Consider the following 17,260-nt stretch of genomic DNA (forward strand, 5'->3'; position numbering starts at 1 on the left):
GATGCCGCTGCACGAGGAAGTCACCGCGCTGATGCGCGGCGTCGCCGCCGAGGTGGTGCTGCCGCGCTTCCGCGCGCTCGCCGCCGAGGACGTCGCGATCAAGAGCGCCGGCGAAGTCGTCACGATCGTCGATCGCGAGGCCGAGTTGCGCCTGCACGACGGGCTCGCCGCGCTCGGGCTCGGCGCGCGCATCCTCGGCGAGGAAGCGGCGGAGGAGGATCCGGCGCTGCTCGACAATGTCGACGAAGGGCTGGTCTGGCTGATCGATCCGCTCGACGGCACCGCCAACTTCGCCGCTGGCCGTGCGCCGTTCGGGATGATGATCGCGCTCGTCGAGAATGGCAGCACGGTGGCGGGGTGGATGCTCGATCCGCTGACCGGCCGGCTCTGCCACGCGGTGCGCGGCATGGGCGCGATCTGCGACGGCGCCGTCATCCGCGCGCGGCCGAGCGGCGCGCTGCGTCCGCGCGCGGCGCTCGGCACGCATTTCCTCGCTCCCGACCGGCGCGCGCGGGTGCACGCCGAGGCCGATCTCCAGCTCGACGTCGTCGCCGTCCCGCGTTGCGCCGCCGAAAGCTATCCGCGGCTGGTGCTCGGTCAGGACGACGCCGCGCTGTTCCAGCGCATCCTCCCGTGGGACCATGCGGCAGGCGCGCTGTTCGTCACCGAGGCGGGCGGGATGGTGACGCATTGGGACGGCTCCCCGTGGCGAGTCGGCGGCCATGGCGTCGGCGTGCTCGCCGCCGCCTCGCCAAGGCTGTGGGAGCGCGCCGCCGATGCCCTGCTACGCCCGGCGGCCGGGCTCGTCGAAAGGGATCGGCTCGCCGCATGATTGTTCGCCGGATGCTTCTCGCGGGCTGTGCGCTCGCCAGCCTGCCCTTGCCCGCCGCCGCCCAGCTCGCTTCCCCGGTCGCGACGACGCAGCAATCGGCGACCCCGCTCGCGCGCGGCGCCGCCGCGGCGCAGGTCGCGGTACCCTCGCCCGACGTCACCGCGTGGCAGCCGACCGTGATCGAATCGACCGCGCCTGTCGCGCATGACGAGAAACCCGATCTGCCGCCGAGGCCGGTTCCGGCAACGCCGCCCAGCGAGTTCGAGAGCTTCGTCTCGGCCGCCGCCGGCACGCCGTTGCGCCGCTTCGGCGCCGATCTGCTCGTGCCCGGCGCGCGCGATTTCGCGGCCGGACCGACCGCCACCGTGCCGCCCGATTATCGCCTCAACCCCGGCGACGAGCTGCTGCTTGGACTCACCGGCTCGGTCCAGGCCTCGAGCCTTCGCCTCAAGATCGACAGCGAGGGGCGGATCTTCGTGCCCCGGATCGGCGCGATCATGGTCGCCGGCGTCCGCTATGGCGACGTGCAGGACGTGATCGCGCGCCGCGTCGCGCGGCAATATCGCGGCTTCCAGCTCGAAGTGAGCGTGGCGCGACTGCACGGCGTGACGGTCTATGTCACCGGCTTCGCGGCGGCGCCGGGCTCCTACACCGTCGGCAGCCTCTCGACTCTGGTCAACGCCGTGCTCGCCTCGGGCGGGCCCGCCGCCGGCGGCAGCTTCCGCTCGATCCAGCTGCGCCGCGGCGGCAAGCTCGTCTCGGACTTCGACCTGTACGACCTGCTGCTCAAGGGCGACCGCAGCGGCGACGCCGTGCTCCAGAATGGCGACGTGATCTACATCGCCCCCGCTGGCGAGCAGGTCGCGGTGATCGGCAGCGTCAATCGCGAGGCGATCTTCGAGGTCGCGCCCGGCGAGACGGTCAACGACGCGATCCGCTATGCCGGCGGGGTCAACACCGTCGCCGATGCGAGCCGGCTGATGGTATTCGACTCGCTCGGTCGCGACGGGCGCGGCTGGGACGAGCTCAGCGCCAGCGAGGCCTCCATCCGCAAGGCCCGGCGCGGCGACATCGTGCGCGTGCTCTCGCAGGTCGGCATCGCCCGCCCGCTCGCGCAGCAATCGGTGCTCGTCACGATCAGCGGCGAAGTGGCGAGGCCCGGCCGCTATTATTTCAAGCCCGGCACGCGGCTCGGCGACGTCGTCGCGCAGGCGGGCGGGCTCACCGCCGAGGCTTTCCCCTATGCCAGCGTGATCACCCGCGAGAGCGTCAAGGCCCAGCAGCAGCAGAGCTTCGAGCGCGCCGTCGAGGATGTCGAATTGCTGCTCACCGCCCAGCCGGTGACTTCGGCCAATCGCGCCCAGCTCGTCCAGCCGGCCAATCTCGCGCTCGTCCGCTCGATCGTCGATCAGCTGCGCGAGCGGCGGCCCAGCGGGCGGCTGGTGTTCGAGCTGCCGGTGACCGCCGACGCGCTGCCCGGCGCGCTGGTCCTCGAGAACAACGACACGATCTACGTGCCGCCGCGCCCGGTGACCGTCGGCGTGTTCGGCGCGGTGCCGACCCCGGCATCCTTCGCGTGGCGCGACGGCGCGACGATCGGCGATTTCGTCCGTTCGGCCGGCGGTGTCCAGAAGCTCGGCGACAAGAGCGAGATCTTCGTGGTCCGCGCCAACGGCACCGTGCTGGCCGACGGCAAGCGCGTGCTGCGCGCGCCCGCGCTGCCCGGCGATCTGATCTACGTCCCGATCGACGCGAACCGCGGCGAATTCTGGGCGCGGCTGCGCGACATCACCGGCAGCCTGTTCGGCGGGCTGGTCGGCGCCGCCTCGATCAATGCGTTGGTCAAATGAGGGGGGTCGCATTCGTCTATGAACGGCGACGGATCGGCTATGCCGTGCTCGCCCTCGTGCTCGCCTTGCTCTGCGTCTTTCCGCAGCCTTATGTCGCCCGCGCCAAGCTGGTGCCGCAGGACAATAACAGCATCGGGCTCGGCTCGATGATGAACGCGCTGGGCGGCCAGCTCCAGGGCTTCGCGGCTTTGTTCGGCGGCGCGAAGCAGCCGATCGACATGTATCTCGCGATCGCGCGCGGCACCGAAGTCACCGATGCGGTGATCGGCAAGCTCAAGCTCGTGCCAAACCGCTATGCCAGCCAGGACCGTGCGCGCGTCGTGCTGGCGAAGAAGATCGACGTGCATTCGCTGACCGGCGGGATCGTCGAGGTCGAGGCGCGCACGCATGACGGCGCCGAGGCCGAGGCGCTGACCCGCGCCTATGTGCAGGCGATCAGCGAGCGGATCATCGCGCTCGGCCGCGACCGCGTCCGGCGCAAGCGCGACGTGGTGCAGGAGCGCTTCAGGGAAGCCGCCGGCCGGGTGGTCAAGAGCGAGGCCGCGCTCAACGATTTCCGCCGGCGCAACCGGCTCGCCGAGCCCGAAGCGCAGCTCGGCTCGGCGCTGGCGGTGCGCGCGGGGCTCGAGGCGCAGCTCCAGGCCAAGCTGGTCGAGCTGCAGACGCTCCAGCGCTTCCAGGGCGAGGAGAACCCCCAGCTCCAGGCGGTCCAGTCCGAAGTCGCCTCGCTGCGCGCGCAGATCGCGCGGACGACCAGCCCGGGCAGCGAGGCCGCGGGCCCCAATGTCGCAGGCCTGTCCGAAGTCTCGGGCGAATATCTCAACCTCTATCGCGACTATCGCTTCGCGCAGGCGCTGTACGAAGTCTATGCGCGCTCCTCGGAGGAAGTTGCGGTCGAGACGCTTGCGGCGGAGACCGCCTCCGACGTGCAGCTGATCGAGGCGCCGCGGCTCGACTCCGATCGCAAATACAATGTCGCTGCGGTGGCGCTGCTCGCGCTGCTGATCGCGCTCGCCTTGTTCACCGAGATCTACGCGCCCGCCACCGGCATCGACCTCCGGCCGGGTCGCAAGGCCGCGCAATGACGCCCGAGCTGTCGATCGTGATCCCCTGCTACAACGAGCAGGAGAATGTCCGCGCGATCTGCGCCGCGGTGACCGCCGAGGCGGCGCGCCACGCGGCGTCGCACGAGATTCTGCTGATCGACAATGATTCGACCGACGCGACCCGCGATCTGATGCGCGCGCTCTGCGCCGAGGATCCGCGCATCCGCGCGATCTTCAACAATCGCAATTACGGCCAGATGCGCTCGCCGACCTATGGCATCTATCAGGCCGAGGGCGCGGCGGTGATCGGCATGTGCGCCGACTTCCAGGATCCGCCGGCGATGATCGGCGCGTTGGTGGCGCAGTGGCGCGCCGGGGCGCAGATCGTGCTGGGCCAGCGCCGCTCCGAGCGCGCCTCGCCGCTGCTGCGCGTGGCGCGCGGGCTCGGCTATGCCTTTCTGCGCCGCTATGGCGATTATCCGGTGATCCCGGGCGCGACCGGCTTCGGCCTTTTCGACCGCGAGGTGGTCGACACGCTCGCGGCGTGGAACGAGCCCGAGCCCTTTTTCCGCGGGATGCTCGTCGAGAGCGGCTTCCGGCTCGCGATCGTCCCCTTCGACCGGCCCGAGCGCGCCGCCGGGACCAGCAAGAATGATTTCGGCGCGCTGGCCTCGTTCGCGCTTTCGGGGCTGGCTGGATCGGCGAAGTCGCTGCTGCGGCTGCCGATCGCGCTCGCCTTCGTCGCGGGGGGCATCGCGCTGCCGCTGCTCGTCGCGGCGATCCTTGCCGTGTCGCTCGGCGGCCCGGGTCTCGCGCTGCTCGGCTTCGCGGTCGGCTTCGCGATGTTCGCCATGATCCTGCTGTTCCTCGGGCTGATCGGCGAGCAGGTGCGCATGCTCGCCGAGCGCAGCCGCAACCTGCCGCTGGTGATCGAGGCCGAGCGCGTCAATTTCCCGCCGGAACGCGCCCGCCCCGCCGCGCGCACGCTGATCCGGCGGCCGTGAAGGGGCGGCTGCGCCTGGTCCCGGAACTGCTGCTCGCGCTCGCCGTGGTGGCGAGCGTCGTGTCAACGGCGATGGCGTTCCGCGCGACCGGCTATCTCCCCCAGCCCTTCGTGCTCGACACCAACGACACCTTCATGGACTGGTTCAACACCGCCTATTGGGCGCATCGCCCGGGCGCGTACGATGTGTGGCGGAGCATCTATCCGCCGCTCTCGTTCGTCTTCCTCGATCTGTTCAGCCTGCCCGGCTGCTATCTCCAGGCGCCGTTCCACGCCCGCGACTGCGACTGGCTGGGCCGCGGGGTGATCTACGGCTTCTATCTGCTCGACGTGGCGCTGGTCTGGCTGAGCTTCCGCCGCGCCGATCCGCGCACCGCGCCGATGCGCACGCTCGCCTTCGGGCTCGGCCTGCCGCTGCTCTTCACGCTCGAGCGCGGCAATCTGATCCTCGTCGCCTTTGCCTGTTTCGTGATCGCGCACGGGCCGCTGGTGACGCGCGGCCCGTGGCGCTGGCTCGCGACCGCGGCGACGATCAACTTCAAGCCCTATCTGCTGCTGCCGGTGCTCGCCCACGCGGTGAAGCGCGACTGGCGCGCGCTCGAGCTGGCGGGGATCGCGACGGTCTTCGTCTATCTCGTCACGCTCGCGATCGTCGGCGCGGGCACCCCGATCGAGCTGGTCGCCAACACCGCCAACTGGGTGGTGTTCCAGAGCGGGCAGGTGTGGAACGAGATCCATTATTCGACCAGCTATGCGCCGCTGCTGCTGGTCCGCGGCGCGCAGATTCCGGTGCTCGACTTCGTTCCTTCGCGCACCATCGAGACGATCGAACGGCTCGTCCCGATCGTGATCCGCATGAGCCAGCTCGTCGCGCTGGTCGCGCTGGCGGGCGCGTGGCTCCAGCCCAGGGCGCTGCCGCTCCACCGCATCTCGACGATCCTGCTCGCCGCCTATCTCGTGACGCAGTCGCCCGGCGGCTATACCCAGACCTTCCTGCTCTTCCTCGTCCTGCTCGAGCCGTGGAAGGGAATCGGCCCGATCGTCGCGATCGTCTGCGCCTATCTGCTGTGCCTCGTCGCCGACTGGCCGCTCTCGACCGTGCTCGAGCTGTCGACCAACAGCTGGCTGAGCGGGCGCCCGGTGACGCCGAGCTTCGGGCTGGCGATCGGCCATTTCGTCCGGCCCGGGCTGGTCGCGCTGATCCTCTGGGCGCTCGCGCTCGACAGCCTCGTCCGGGTCGTGCGCGCGCACCGCGCGCACCGCCCGACGCTCGGGCTCGCACCGGCATGATCCTCGAGCAGGACATGGCCGCGATCAACGCCGCGCTCGCGCCGCTCTGGCCGCGGCTCGCGGGCGCGCGGATCTTCATGACCGGCGGAACGGGCTTCATCGGCCGCTGGATGCTCGAGGCGCTGGCGCGCTCGGGCGTCGAGGCCGAAGTTACCCTGCTCAGCCGCGACCCGCTCGGCTTCGCCGCGCGCGCGCCGCATCTCGCGCGCCGCTTCCGCCTCGTGCGGGGCGACGTGATGCATTTCACCGCGCCGGCCGCCGACTATACCCATGTCATCCACGCCGCGACCGATGCGAGCGCCGCGCTCAACGCCGGCGATCCGCGGCGGATGTTCGACACGATCGTGCAGGGCACCCGCAACGCGCTCGATCTCGCCAATGGCTGCGGCGATGCGCGCTTCTTCTTTCTGAGCTCGGGCGCGGTCTATGGCGCGCAGCCCCACGAGGTGCCGCATGTCGGCGAGGACTGGCGCGGCGGCCCCGATCCCTGCGATCCGCTTTCGGCCTATGGCGAGGGCAAGCGCGCCGCCGAGATGCTCTGCGCGATCTACGCCAGGCAGTTCGGGCTCGACACGGTCAACGCGCGCATCTTCGCGCTGCTCGGCCCGCTGCTGTCGCTCGACATCCACTTCGCCGCGGGCAACTTCATCCGCGACGCGATGGCGGGCAAGACGATCCGCGTCACCGGATCGGGCGAGGCGGTGCGCTCCTATCTCTATGCCGCCGATCTGACGGTGTGGCTGTGGACATTGCTGATCGCCGGCCGGGCGGGCGCGGTCTGCAATGTCGGCTCCGAAGAGGCGGTGTCGATCGCCGAGCTTGCCCGCCGCACAGCCTCGCTGCTCGGCGGCCCCGGCGTCGAGATCCTCGGCAAGCCCGATCCCGGCTGGAACCCCGGCCGCTATGTCCCCTCTACCGCTCGCATTCGCGCCGAACTCGGCGTCACGCCGACGATCGGCCTCGATACCGCGATCCGGCGCACCGCGCTCTCCCACGGATGGAAACCATGACTCAAGTGAAGCTCGCCAACTGGGTGGCCGATACGCTGGCCGCGCGCGGCATCGACCATGTCTTCATGCTCACCGGCGGCGGCGCGATGCACCTCAACCACGCGCTCGGCACGCATCCGGGGCTCGCCACCATCTTCACCCATCACGAGCAGGCGCTGGCGATGGCGGCGGAGGCCTATTACCGGCTGACCAACAAGCTCGCGGTGGTCAACGTCACCTCGGGTCCCGGCGGCACCAATGCGATCACCGGCGTCTACGGCGCGCATGTCGATTCGATCGGCATGCTGGTGATCTCGGGGCAGGTGAAGACCGAGACGACGGTGCGCGCCACCGGGCTGCCGCTGCGCCAGTTCGGCGATCAGGAGCTCGACATCGAGCCGATCGTCCGCCCGATCACCAAATATGCGACGATGGTCACCGACCCGCTGACCATCCGCTACCATCTCGAAAAGGCGCTCTACCTCGCCACCTCGGGCCGCCCCGGGCCGGTCTGGCTCGACATCCCGCTCGACGTGCAGGCGGCGAAGATCGATCCGGCGCAGCTGGCGGGCTTCGACCCGGCCGAGCTCGACGAGCCGTGGAAGGCGACCGATCTGAAAGCGGCGGCGGCCGCCATCCTCGAAAGGCTCGCGGCCGCCGAGCGTCCGGTCGTGTTCGCCGGCGGCGGCGTCCGGCTGAGCGGCGCCTATGCCGATTTCCTCCGCCTGATCGAGAAGCTCGGCGTGCCGGTGGTCACCGGCTGGAACGCGCACGACGTGCTGTGGAACGCCCACCCGCTCTATGCCGGGCGCCCCGGCACCGTCGGCGATCGCGGCGGCAACATGGTCACCCAGAGCGCCGATCTGCTGCTCGTTCTCGGCAGCCGGCTCAACATCCGCCAGGTCAGCTACAACTGGAAGACCTTCGCCCGCGAAGCCTACAAGATCTGGGTCGACATCGATCCGGTTGAGCTGCGCAAGCCGACCGTGATCCCCGACATGCCCGTCGTCGCCGATCTCGCGGATCTGATCCCGGCCTTGCTCGAAGCACCCTATCAGGGGCCCACCGCCGCGCATGACGCATGGCTCCTGTGGTCGCGCGAGCGCGTGCGCAATTTCCCGACGGTGCTGCCCGAATATCGCGATCACGGCCCAGCGGTGCACCCCTATGTCGCGATGGACGCGCTGTTCGCGCAGCTCGGCGAGGACGACGTGATCGTCACCGGCAACGGCAGCGCCTGCGTGGTCAGCTTCCAGGCTGCCGAGATCAAGCGCGGCCAGCGGCTGTGGACCAATTCGGGCTGCGCGACGATGGGCTATGACCTTCCCGCCGCGATCGGCGTCTGCGCCGCGACCGGCGGCAACCAGCGCGTCATCGCCATCGCCGGCGACGGCAGCATCATGATGAACCTGCAGGAGATGCAGACGATCGCGGGCTATGGCCTGCCGGTGAAGGTCTTCCTGATCAACAACAACGGCTATGTCTCGATCTTCCAGACGCACCGCAACTTCTTCAACGGCGTCGAGGTTGGCGGCGGGCCCAAGAGCAACGTCACCTTCCCCGATTTCGGCAAGGTCGCGGCGGCGTTCGGCTTCGGATATTTCCGCGCGGCGTCGCACGACGAACTGCCCGGCGCGATCGAGGCCGCGCTCGCCGCCGAGGGCCCTGTGGTCTGCGAGATCTTCGTCGACGAGCATGTCGCCTTCGCCCCCAAGCTCGGCGCGAAGGCGCATCCCGACGGCCGGATAACCTCGCCGGCGCTCGAGGATCTCTCCCCCTTCCTCCCGCGCGAGGTGCTGCGCGCGAACATGCGCATCGCGCTGCTGGAGGAGGAATGATGCGCGGCGAGCGTCCGTTGCGCTACCTGCTCGCCGGCGCGGCGAACACCGCGTTCGGGCTGGCGATCTATCCGCTGCTGCTGTGGAGCGTGCCGCCGTTGCACACCCATTATCTGATCGCGCTGGCGCTCGCGCAGGCGATCAGCCTGTGCTTCGCCTTCGCGACCTACAAGCTCGGCGTGTTCCGCACCCGCGGCAATGTCGCGCGCGAGTTCGGGGCCTTCTCGAGCTTCTACCTCTTCAACTATGCCGCGAACTGGGCCGCACTGCCGCTGCTCGTCGAGCTCGGCGGGATCCCGCCGATCGTCGCGCAACTGGGCTTCACTGCGCTGCTGATCGTCGGCAGCTGGTTCTGGCACAGCCGTGTCACGTTCCGCTCGATCGGAGGTCTGGCATGAGCGCGTTCCTGCACCGCAGCTGCCCGGCCTGCGGCGCCGGCGCGGCGCGCCCGGAGGCGCATAGCCCGGTGCGCGCGGAGACGATGTCGGCCGCGGCGCTGCGTCCCTATTGGTCGGGGCTGTTCAGCGAGAAGCGCTTCTTCACCTATCATCGCTGCCTCGGCTGCGGGCTGCTCTATACCCCCGCCTTCTTCGACGGCGCGCAGCTCGCCGATCTCTATTCGAGCATGGCGCCCAATATGGAGCTCGTCTCCAACGACGCGATCGCGGCGACCCAGAAGGGCTATTTCGACGCCGCCGCCGCGCATGCGACGCTCGATGGCGGCTATCTCGAGATCGGCCCCGATACCGGCCATATCGTCCGCGAAGCGGCGACGCGCGGCGCGTTCGACCATTTCTGGCTGTTCGAGCCCAATCGCGCGATCCACGACACGCTGCGCGCATCGGCGGGCGGACGCCCGGCGCGCCTGCTCACCGACATGGACGATCTCTCGCCCGTGCCCGACGGCTCGATCGGGCTCGCGGTGATGGTGCACGTGCTCGATCACCTGCTCGATCCGCTGGCGATGCTGGCCCAGATCCGCGCCAAGCTGCGCCCCGGCGGCACGCTGCTGATCGTCACCCACAACGAGAAATCGCTGTTGCGCAGCCTGATGGGAACCCGCTGGCCGCCTTTCTGCCTCCAGCACCCCGAGCTCTACAACCCGGCGACGATCACTGCGCTGCTCGGGCGGGCCGGCTATGGCGGCGTGCGGGTCGCGCGCAGCCGCAACTATTTCCCGCTGCCGTTTCTCGCGCGCCAGGCGCTGTGGACGCTCGGGCTCAAGCCCGCACGGGTGCCGCTGCCCAATTTCTCGCTGGGCCTGCGGCTGGGCAACATGCTGACGCTGGCCCGCGCCCCGGCTCAGGCGGCGACGGGCACCGATCCGTGGCGCGAGGCCGCCGAATAGTCCGCGATCTGGGCGAGGGTGACCGCACGGGCATCCTCGCCCCGGCCGATCGCCTTGTGCCACGCGACGATCCAGTCGAGCGCCTGTTCGAGAGTCAAGCCGGGCCGCCAGCCCAGCGCCGCCCGCGCCTTCGAGCAATCGAGCCGGAGCAGCCCCGCTTCGTGCACGCGCGCGCCATGGTCCAGCGTCTGCGGGCGGGCATCGCCGCCCCACAGGCCACGCACCTGCTCGACGATCCACGATACCGGACGTGTATCGTCGTCCGAGGGGCCGAAATTCCACGCATCGGCGAAGTTCCGCTCGCCGGCGAGCAGCCGCTCGGCGATCTGCAGATAGCCGCCGAGCGCTTCGAGCACATGCTGCCATGGTCGCACCGCGTCGGGCGCGCGGATCAGCGGCGCCACGCCCGCCTCGAACGCGCGCACCAGATCGGGCACCAGCCGATCCTCGGCCCAATCGCCGCCGCCGATCACATTGCCCGCGCGTACCGTGGCGAGACCCGGACCGTTGGCGAAGAACGAACTGCGATAGGCCGATGCGACGAGCTCGGCGCAGCCCTTGCTGCTGCTATAGGGATCGTGCCCGCCCATCGGATCGCTCTCGCGATAGGGCCAGACCCATTCGCGATTCTCATAGCATTTGTCGCTGGTCACGCAGACCACCGCCCGAACCCCCGGCGCGCGGCGCGCGGCCTCGAGCAGGTGCACCGTGCCCATCACGTTGGTCGCATAGGTCTCGACCGGCTCGCGGTAGGAGAGCCGCACCAGCGGCTGCGCGGCGAGATGGAAAATTACCTCGGGGCGCGACGCCTCCACAACGGCACGCACCGCGGTGAGGTCGCGGATATCGCCCTCGACATGCTCGATCAGCGCGTCGATCCGCGCCGCCGCGAACAGACTCGGCGTGTCGTCGGGCGGCGGCAGCGCGAAGCCGGTGACCTCCGCGCCGAGCATGTGGAGCCACAGGCTCAGCCAGCTGCCCTTGAACCCGGTATGCCCGGTGACGAGCACGCGGCGCCCGCGCCAATCGTTCACCAGCGCTTCCACGGCGCGTTCCCCGCTTTCCAGAGTTCGTCGAGATAGAGCTTGTCGCGCAGCGTATCCATCGGCTGCCAGAAGCCTTCGTGCCGATAGCCCATCAGCTCGCCGCCGCGCGCCAGCCGCTCGAGCGGGCCGGCCTCCCAGACGGTATCGGGGCCATCGACCAGATCGAGCACCGAGGGATCGGCGACGAAGAAGCCGCCATTGATCTGGCCGCCGTCCCCGGCCGGCTTCTCCCTGAAATCGACGACCTTGCCGTCATCGAACTCGAGCGCGCCGAAGCGGCCGGGCGGCGACACCGACGTGATCGTCGCGCGCTGGCCATGCTCTTTGTGGAAGCGCACCAGTTCGCCGACGTCGATGTCCGCGACGCCGTCGCCATAAGTGAAGCAGAAGGGTTCGTCGGGATCGAGATAGGGGCGGATCGCCGCGAGGCGCCCGCCGGTCATCGTCGTCGCGCCGGTATCGACAAGCGTGATCCGCCACGGCTCGCTGCGGGCATGATGTACTTCCATGCCGTTGCCGCCGCGCAGATCGATCGTCACGTCGGAGGCATGCAGGAAGTAGTTCGCGAAGAACTCCTTGATCACATAGCCCTTATAGCCGAGGCACACGACGAAGTCGTTGAATCCGCTCGCCGAATAGATCTTCATAATGTGCCAGAGGATCGGCATGCCGCCGATCTCGACCATTGGTTTCGGCCGCACCGACGTCTCTTCGCCGAGCCGGGTACCCAAACCGCCGGCCAGGATTACGGTTCGCATCGTCACTCCACGTCATCGCTTCAGCACGATGACGGAAGCCTCGCCCCCAGCCCGTAAGCCGAACGCCCGTCGCTGGACGCAGCACGGCATGCTCCTCGTCATCCTGCTGATTGCGGCGGCGCTGCGGATACGCGGGATCGGCTTCGGGCTGCCCGCGCTCCACGACCCCGACGAGCCGCTGTTCATGATGACCGCGCTCGACATGCTGCGCAGCCATAGTCTGAATCCGGCCTGGTTCGGCCATCCCGGCACGATCACCTTCTATTGCCTCGCGCTGATCAGCCTCGCGGTCGGTGCGAGCGGGGTCGCGACCGGCCAATATGCCGATGCGCACGCCTTTGTGAGCGCGGTCTATGCCGATCCGGGAATCCTGTTCCTCCCCGCCCGGCTGTTCTTCGCCGCCTGCGGTGTCGCCTGCGTCTATCTGACGTGGCGCCTCGGCCGGCGCATCGGCGGCGTGCGCGCCGGCCTGCTCGGCGCGGCCTTTCTCGCGGTCAACGCGCTGCATGTCGATTATTCGCAGGTCATCCGCACCGATATCCAGGCGAGCCTGTTCATGCTGCTCTGCGCCGGCGCGACCTTGTCGATCGCCGAGCGGGGGCGGCTGCGCGATTATCTGCTGGCGGGACTGTTCGTCGGCCTGGGATGCGCCACCAAATGGCCCGCCGCAGCCTTTGCCGTCGGGCCGATCGCCGTCGCGATCTGGCGTATCGCGCACGGACACGCCGACGCGCGCAAGCTGCTGCTGTTCGTCGCGGCGGCGCCGGCGGCGCTGCTGCTCGCCTCGCCCTATCTGCTGCTCGACTATCCCACCGTGATCGGCAATCTCGCGAGCGAGGCCCGGCCGACGCACCCCGGCGCGACGGGCCATGGCCTCGTCGCCAACCTCGCCTGGTATGTGGGCGATCCGCTGCGCGGCACGTTCGGCATCGCAGGCATCGCGCTCGCCGCGCTCGGGACGATCCTGATCGGCATCCGCAATCGCCGCGCGGCAGTCGCGCTGGCGCCGGGCATCGGCGCCTGCGTCCTGCTTCTCGCGGTGCAGGCGCTGCGCTGGGAGCGCTGGCTGATCCCGCTGCTGCCCTTCGCGGCGATCGCCGCCGGCTATGCGGTCGCGGCGCTGGCGGAGATGGCGCGATCGCGCACCGGCCGCCCGCTGGCCTTGCTCGAGCCGCTGGCGGGGCTGCTGCTCGTGCTTCCCATGCTGCAGGCGACGCAGGTTCGCGCCGTGACCCGGGCGAACGACACGCGCCAGCTTGCAAGCGCCTGGCTGCGGGCGAATGCGCCGCCGCAAAGCACCATCCTCGTCGAGCACGCCGCGCTCGACTTGCTCTCGGAGCCGTGGAAGCCGCTGTTTCCGCTGGGCAAGGCCGGGTGCGTCGATGCCCGCGCCGTGCTCGCCGGCCGCATCCGCTACTCGGATGCCGAAACGCTGCGCTCGGGCAGCCCCGTGGTCGATCTCGGCAATGTCGACCCGGCACGCCTCGCCAGCTGCCGCGCGCGCTTCCTCGTGCTCAGCCATATCGATCGCTACGCGAACGACCGCGTGACCTACGCGGCGCAATGGCGGCGCTATGCCGCGCTCACGCGAGGGGCGGTGCTGCGCCACAGGATCGCGCCGATCGCGGAAAGGCTGGGCGGGCCCGAGATCTTGATCTTCGAGACCCCGCCAGCGCCTCCCCCCTTGTCGAGCGCACGGTAACGACTATACGTTTCATGTATGATTCGTATATCTCAGATGCCGTAATGGGGATCGTCAACGTCGAGGACGCGCTCCACGAGCAGCTCCGCAAGGCCAGCAAGGCCTCCTATCGGTCGATCAATGCGCAGGCGGCGTTCTGGATCAGGATCGGCATGCTCGCCGAACTCAATCCGCAGCTGAGCTTTCAGCAGATCGTCGTGCGCGAGCTCCGGGAAGCGGGCGTCGATCCCGACGACATGGTCGTCGCCGTCGAATGATCAAGTCGCCCGAAGAGATCGAGCTGATGGCCGAATCCGGCCGGCTTCTCGCCTCCGTCTTCACCTGGCTCGACCGCCAGACGCTGGCCGGCCGGACGACGATGGACATCAACGATCAGGTCGAGGCGCTGATCGTCGACACGCTGGGCGCGCGGCCCGCGAGCAAGGGCCAATATGGCTATGGCTTCGTCCTCAACTGCTCGAGGAATGCAGTCGTGTGCCACGGCGTCCCCTCGGAGGCGGAGGTGCTGGGCGACGGCGATATCGTCAATTTCGACATCACGCTCGAGAAAGGCGGATACATCGCCGATTCGAGCAAGACCTACCTTGTCGGCGACGTCGCGCCCGCGGCGCGGCGGCTGGTCCGGACGAGCTACGAAGCGATGTGGAAGGGCATCCTCGCGGTTCGCCCGGGCGCCCGGCTGGGCGATATCGGCCACGCCATCGAGCGCCACGCCAAGCGCGCGGGCTATGCGATCGTGCGCGACTATTGCGGCCATGGCATCGGCCACGAGATGCACGAAGAGCCGCAAGTGCTGCATTTCGGAAAGCCCGGCACCGGTCTGGTGCTGCGCGAAGGCATGGTCTTCACGATCGAGCCGATGCTCAACCAGGGCAGGCGGACGGTGCGCACCGAAGACGATGGCTGGACCGTCGTCACGACCGACGGCAAGCTCTCCGCGCAATTCGAGCATACGGTCGCAGTGACCAGGGACGGCGTTCGCGTCCTCACGCTGCGGCCGGACGAGACGATCCCGCGCGGCTGAGGGCTCGGGCGCAAGGCGTCCCGAACCCTCATGGTCGCCACAACTAGAAGGCGATCGCCACGCCGCCGCTCACATTGTGACGCGCCTTGCTGCCATATTCGCCGGTATAGCCGAGGTTGAGACGCACGCCGCCCGACAGTTCGGCGCCGAGCCCCAGCGCGACGCGGCCGACGGTGCGATCGGTGGCGGCGCCGAAGCCGAACAACGGGCCGGTGCCCGAAGCGGCGGTGAAATGGGCGGATGCCACCGGCGTCGCGTCGCCGGTCAGGCGGCTGCGTACCCCGGCTTCGGCGTACGGCCTGATCCCGCCAAGGTCGAAGCTGACCGCCACCGCGGTGTCTCCATAGAGCATGCCCGCGCTGTCGCGATCGACCGTGAGGCCGAATGGCGCCGTGCGTTCGGCGAACGCGTCGCGCTTGCCCTGGAGATAGGTGACGCCGACGCGCGGGGTGACCGTGAGCGCCCCGGCATCGACGCCATAGCCGATCGACAGATCGCCGATGATGCCCCCGGTTCCATAGCGCGCGGTGATTGCATCGCCGGTCGGCGCGGTGCGGCGCGTTTTGGCGTGCGAGGCGTCATAGGCGACCAGCGCGTGCACGTCGAAACCGCCGAGCGCGAGATCGGCCAGCGCTCCGAACAACGCCCCGCTCTGCCGGTTCTCGGCGCCGAGGTCGGCGATGTTCTGGGTGGAACGCGCGGTCCCGACAAAGGCGCCGAGACGGCTGCCCTCGCCGAAGCCATAGCCGATCCCGCCGAGCAGCCCGAGCAGCTCGCTGCGCGCGGCCGAGGCGCCGATGGCGGCATTGCCCGCGAGGCGATTCCACTGGCCCAGCGCCTGCGCGAAGCCGTGCAGGCCCGGCGCGATCGGCGCCGACGCGCGCAGGTTGCGCATCGTTTCGGAGACCGCGAGCCCGGTCTGCACGGTCTGCATCTGCGCGGTGGCATAGGCTTCAGGCGTCAGCCGCTCGAACGCACCCGCATTCGACTGGCCGCTGGCCGAGACCAATACCGGCAGCGCAGCCGTGAAGCTCTGCACCATCTGGCCATCGCCGAGCAGGTCGTTGGCATAGCCGATCGCGCCCTGCGCATTGACGCTGAAGGCGTCGCTGCTCTGGAACGCACCGAGGATCTGGATGCGGTTGCCGCGCGTCGCGACGAAGCCGAAGATCGTGTTCGACTTGTTGATCGTCGTGAAGCTGCCGGTGATGCCGCCCTGCGCGACGACGAGGTCGAGCGCGCCGCCCGGTGTCGCCGAAAGCACGCCGGTGATGTCCATCGCGGCGCCCTGCGCGATGGTGAGCTTGCCCGAGATGTCGAGCCGGTCGCTCGCAGCCGAGGACACCTCCATCTGCAGCAGCGAGCCGCTGGCGAAGTTGACGTCGCCGTTGACCGTCATCGTGCCCGGCGAGGCACCCGGCGCGAGCGTGCCGCGCACATCGATGTTGCCGTTGACCGTTCCCGCCGAACCGAAGGTCGCGCCCTGGCGCACCACGATCGTCTCGACCGAGCTGAGCACGCTGCCGGCTTGGCCGATCAGCCGCCCGCCGCTGACGCTCAGACCGGTCAGGCTCGCGGTACCGGTGAACGACACGACTCCGCCGGCCACATCGGCGCGCTCGAAGCCGGAATAGGCAGCCGCGGTCCACTGCGTCGGCGCCGTGGTGGTGCCGCCGGTGTTGAAGACCAGCGTGTCGATGCCGTCGCCGCCCGAACGCGTGCCGGTGATCGCGCCGGCACCCGTGATGGTCAGGGCGTCGTCGCCGGCGCCGAGGTCGAGATTGCCGTCGATCCGGCCGCCGACAATCACCTCGTCCTTGCCGGCCCCGCCGGCGACATTGGCCGTGAGCGTGTTGCCGGCGAGGATGTTGAGCGTGCCGCCATCGATCGCGACGCCGTTCACGAAGCCGGCATCGCGATCGATGCGCAGCTCGCCGCCAACGGTCTCGAGGCGCTCGAAGCCGGTCTGATCGAGCGCGCTGAACAGGCGCGTGGCACCCGGTGCCTGGAAGAAGGCGAGCGTGTCGTTGCCCGCGCCGCCATCGACCCGGCCGTGCACCTGCGCGCCGCCGCGCAACGTCAGGCGATTGTCGGCGCCATCGAAGATCACCCCTTGTTCGGCATCGAGCACGGTGCCGGTGCCGATCTCGAGATTGCCGCCGTTCACGGCGACGCTGTCGAATCCATAATGTTCGCCGAACAGCGCCAGCGTGCCGGCACCTTCGGAGATCAGATCCTCGAACGAGCGGATCTGCGCAGAGAGGACCGTGCGGCTCTGCGCCGCGCCCGACTGGATGCGCAGCAAATCGTGCCCGTCACCGCCATCGACGACGCCGTCGAATTGGACGTCCGCGCCAATGATCAGCTCGTTGTCGAAGCTGCCGGTGAAGGTGACGCGCTGGTCCGCGCCGAGATCGCCGGTCAGCGTCAGCGGCGATGCGCCGGTGATGTTGGCGGTCTCGAAGCCGAACATGCCGTTGATGCTCGAAGCGCCGTCGAGGGTCAGGTTGAGCGTGTCGTTGCCCGCGCCGCCG

15 protein-coding genes are annotated in these 17,260 nt (G+C 69.5%); 12 read left to right on the forward strand and 3 right to left on the reverse strand.

Annotation, left to right across the window (positions count from 1 at the left end):
- The first annotated feature begins 1 nt into the window (after position 1).
- Genes E5A74_RS19605 through E5A74_RS19645 form a run of 9 tightly spaced genes read left to right on the forward strand, consistent with a single transcriptional unit; the run spans position 2 to position 10,196 of the window.
- The gene (locus tag E5A74_RS19605) at positions 2–832 is read left to right on the forward strand and encodes an inositol monophosphatase family protein (protein WP_135987305.1); all 831 of its coding nucleotides are present in this window, start codon (positions 2–4) and stop codon (positions 830–832) included.
- The gene (locus tag E5A74_RS19610; RefSeq protein ID WP_135987306.1) at positions 829–2,682 is read left to right on the forward strand and encodes an SLBB domain-containing protein; all 1,854 of its coding nucleotides are present in this window, start codon (positions 829–831) and stop codon (positions 2,680–2,682) included. The genes E5A74_RS19605 and E5A74_RS19610 overlap by 4 nt, the downstream gene beginning before the upstream one ends.
- Positions 2,679–3,767 carry a capsule biosynthesis protein gene (locus E5A74_RS19615; RefSeq protein ID WP_135987307.1) on the forward strand — a complete coding sequence of 363 codons (1,089 nt, stop codon included), beginning with the start codon at positions 2,679–2,681 and terminating at the stop codon, positions 3,765–3,767. Before E5A74_RS19610 ends, E5A74_RS19615 begins: the two co-directional genes overlap by 4 nt.
- Positions 3,764–4,732: a glycosyltransferase family 2 protein gene (locus tag E5A74_RS19620; RefSeq protein WP_135987308.1), complete on the forward strand. Its 969-nt coding sequence runs from the start codon at positions 3,764–3,766 to the stop codon at positions 4,730–4,732. Before E5A74_RS19615 ends, E5A74_RS19620 begins: the two co-directional genes overlap by 4 nt.
- On the forward strand, positions 4,729–6,021 hold the full coding sequence (locus E5A74_RS19625) for a hypothetical protein (RefSeq protein WP_135987309.1): 1,293 nt from the start codon (positions 4,729–4,731) through the stop codon (positions 6,019–6,021). Before E5A74_RS19620 ends, E5A74_RS19625 begins: the two co-directional genes overlap by 4 nt.
- Positions 6,018–7,031: an NAD-dependent epimerase/dehydratase family protein gene (locus E5A74_RS19630; protein ID WP_135987310.1), complete on the forward strand. Its 1,014-nt coding sequence runs from the start codon at positions 6,018–6,020 to the stop codon at positions 7,029–7,031. Before E5A74_RS19625 ends, E5A74_RS19630 begins: the two co-directional genes overlap by 4 nt.
- Positions 7,028–8,848, forward strand: coding sequence for a thiamine pyrophosphate-binding protein (locus tag E5A74_RS19635; protein ID WP_240699895.1), 1,821 nt, complete (start codon positions 7,028–7,030; stop codon positions 8,846–8,848). Before E5A74_RS19630 ends, E5A74_RS19635 begins: the two co-directional genes overlap by 4 nt.
- Positions 8,848–9,246, forward strand: a complete 399-nt coding sequence (locus tag E5A74_RS19640; RefSeq protein ID WP_240699896.1) for a GtrA family protein — start codon at positions 8,848–8,850, stop codon at positions 9,244–9,246. The genes E5A74_RS19635 and E5A74_RS19640 overlap by 1 nt, the downstream gene beginning before the upstream one ends.
- Positions 9,243–10,196 (forward strand): class I SAM-dependent methyltransferase, encoded by a 954-nt coding sequence (locus tag E5A74_RS19645; RefSeq protein ID WP_135987313.1) that lies wholly within the window; start codon positions 9,243–9,245, stop codon positions 10,194–10,196. The genes E5A74_RS19640 and E5A74_RS19645 overlap by 4 nt, the downstream gene beginning before the upstream one ends.
- Here the strand turns inward: E5A74_RS19645 and rfbG are convergent.
- Both rfbG and rfbF read right to left on the reverse strand, forming a co-directional pair.
- On the reverse strand, positions 10,151–11,230 hold the full coding sequence (gene rfbG, locus E5A74_RS19650; protein ID WP_240699897.1) for a CDP-glucose 4,6-dehydratase: 1,080 nt from the start codon (positions 11,228–11,230) through the stop codon (positions 10,151–10,153). The two genes, E5A74_RS19645 and rfbG, sit on opposite strands and share 46 nt — an antisense overlap.
- Positions 11,227–12,000 carry a glucose-1-phosphate cytidylyltransferase gene (gene rfbF / locus E5A74_RS19655; protein WP_135987314.1) on the reverse strand — a complete coding sequence of 258 codons (774 nt, stop codon included), beginning with the start codon at positions 11,998–12,000 and terminating at the stop codon, positions 11,227–11,229. Before rfbF ends, rfbG begins: the two co-directional genes overlap by 4 nt.
- Positions 12,001–12,088: 88 nt before the next feature.
- Here rfbF and E5A74_RS19660 point away from each other — a divergent pair, with 88 nt between their 5' ends.
- Genes E5A74_RS19660 through map form a run of 3 tightly spaced genes read left to right on the forward strand, consistent with a single transcriptional unit; the run spans position 12,089 to position 14,726 of the window.
- Positions 12,089–13,702 carry an ArnT family glycosyltransferase gene (locus E5A74_RS19660; RefSeq protein ID WP_166745644.1) on the forward strand — a complete coding sequence of 538 codons (1,614 nt, stop codon included), beginning with the start codon at positions 12,089–12,091 and terminating at the stop codon, positions 13,700–13,702.
- Positions 13,703–13,746: 44 nt separating this feature from the next.
- A complete protein-coding gene (locus E5A74_RS19665) occupies positions 13,747–13,959 on the forward strand; it encodes a ParD-like family protein (RefSeq protein WP_135987316.1) in 213 nt (70 codons plus the stop codon).
- The gene (gene map, locus E5A74_RS19670) at positions 13,956–14,726 is read left to right on the forward strand and encodes a type I methionyl aminopeptidase (RefSeq protein ID WP_135987317.1); all 771 of its coding nucleotides are present in this window, start codon (positions 13,956–13,958) and stop codon (positions 14,724–14,726) included. The genes E5A74_RS19665 and map overlap by 4 nt, the downstream gene beginning before the upstream one ends.
- Before the next feature lie 43 nt (positions 14,727–14,769).
- Here the strand turns inward: map and E5A74_RS19675 are convergent.
- Positions 14,770–17,260, reverse strand: a 2,491-nt coding sequence (locus E5A74_RS19675) for an autotransporter family protein (protein ID WP_135987318.1), incomplete at its 5' end; no start/stop codon positions are given.

Origin of the sequence: Sphingomonas naasensis (assembly GCF_004792695.1) — a bacterium.
Taxonomy (GTDB): Bacteria; Pseudomonadota; Alphaproteobacteria; order Sphingomonadales; family Sphingomonadaceae; genus Sphingomonas; species Sphingomonas naasensis.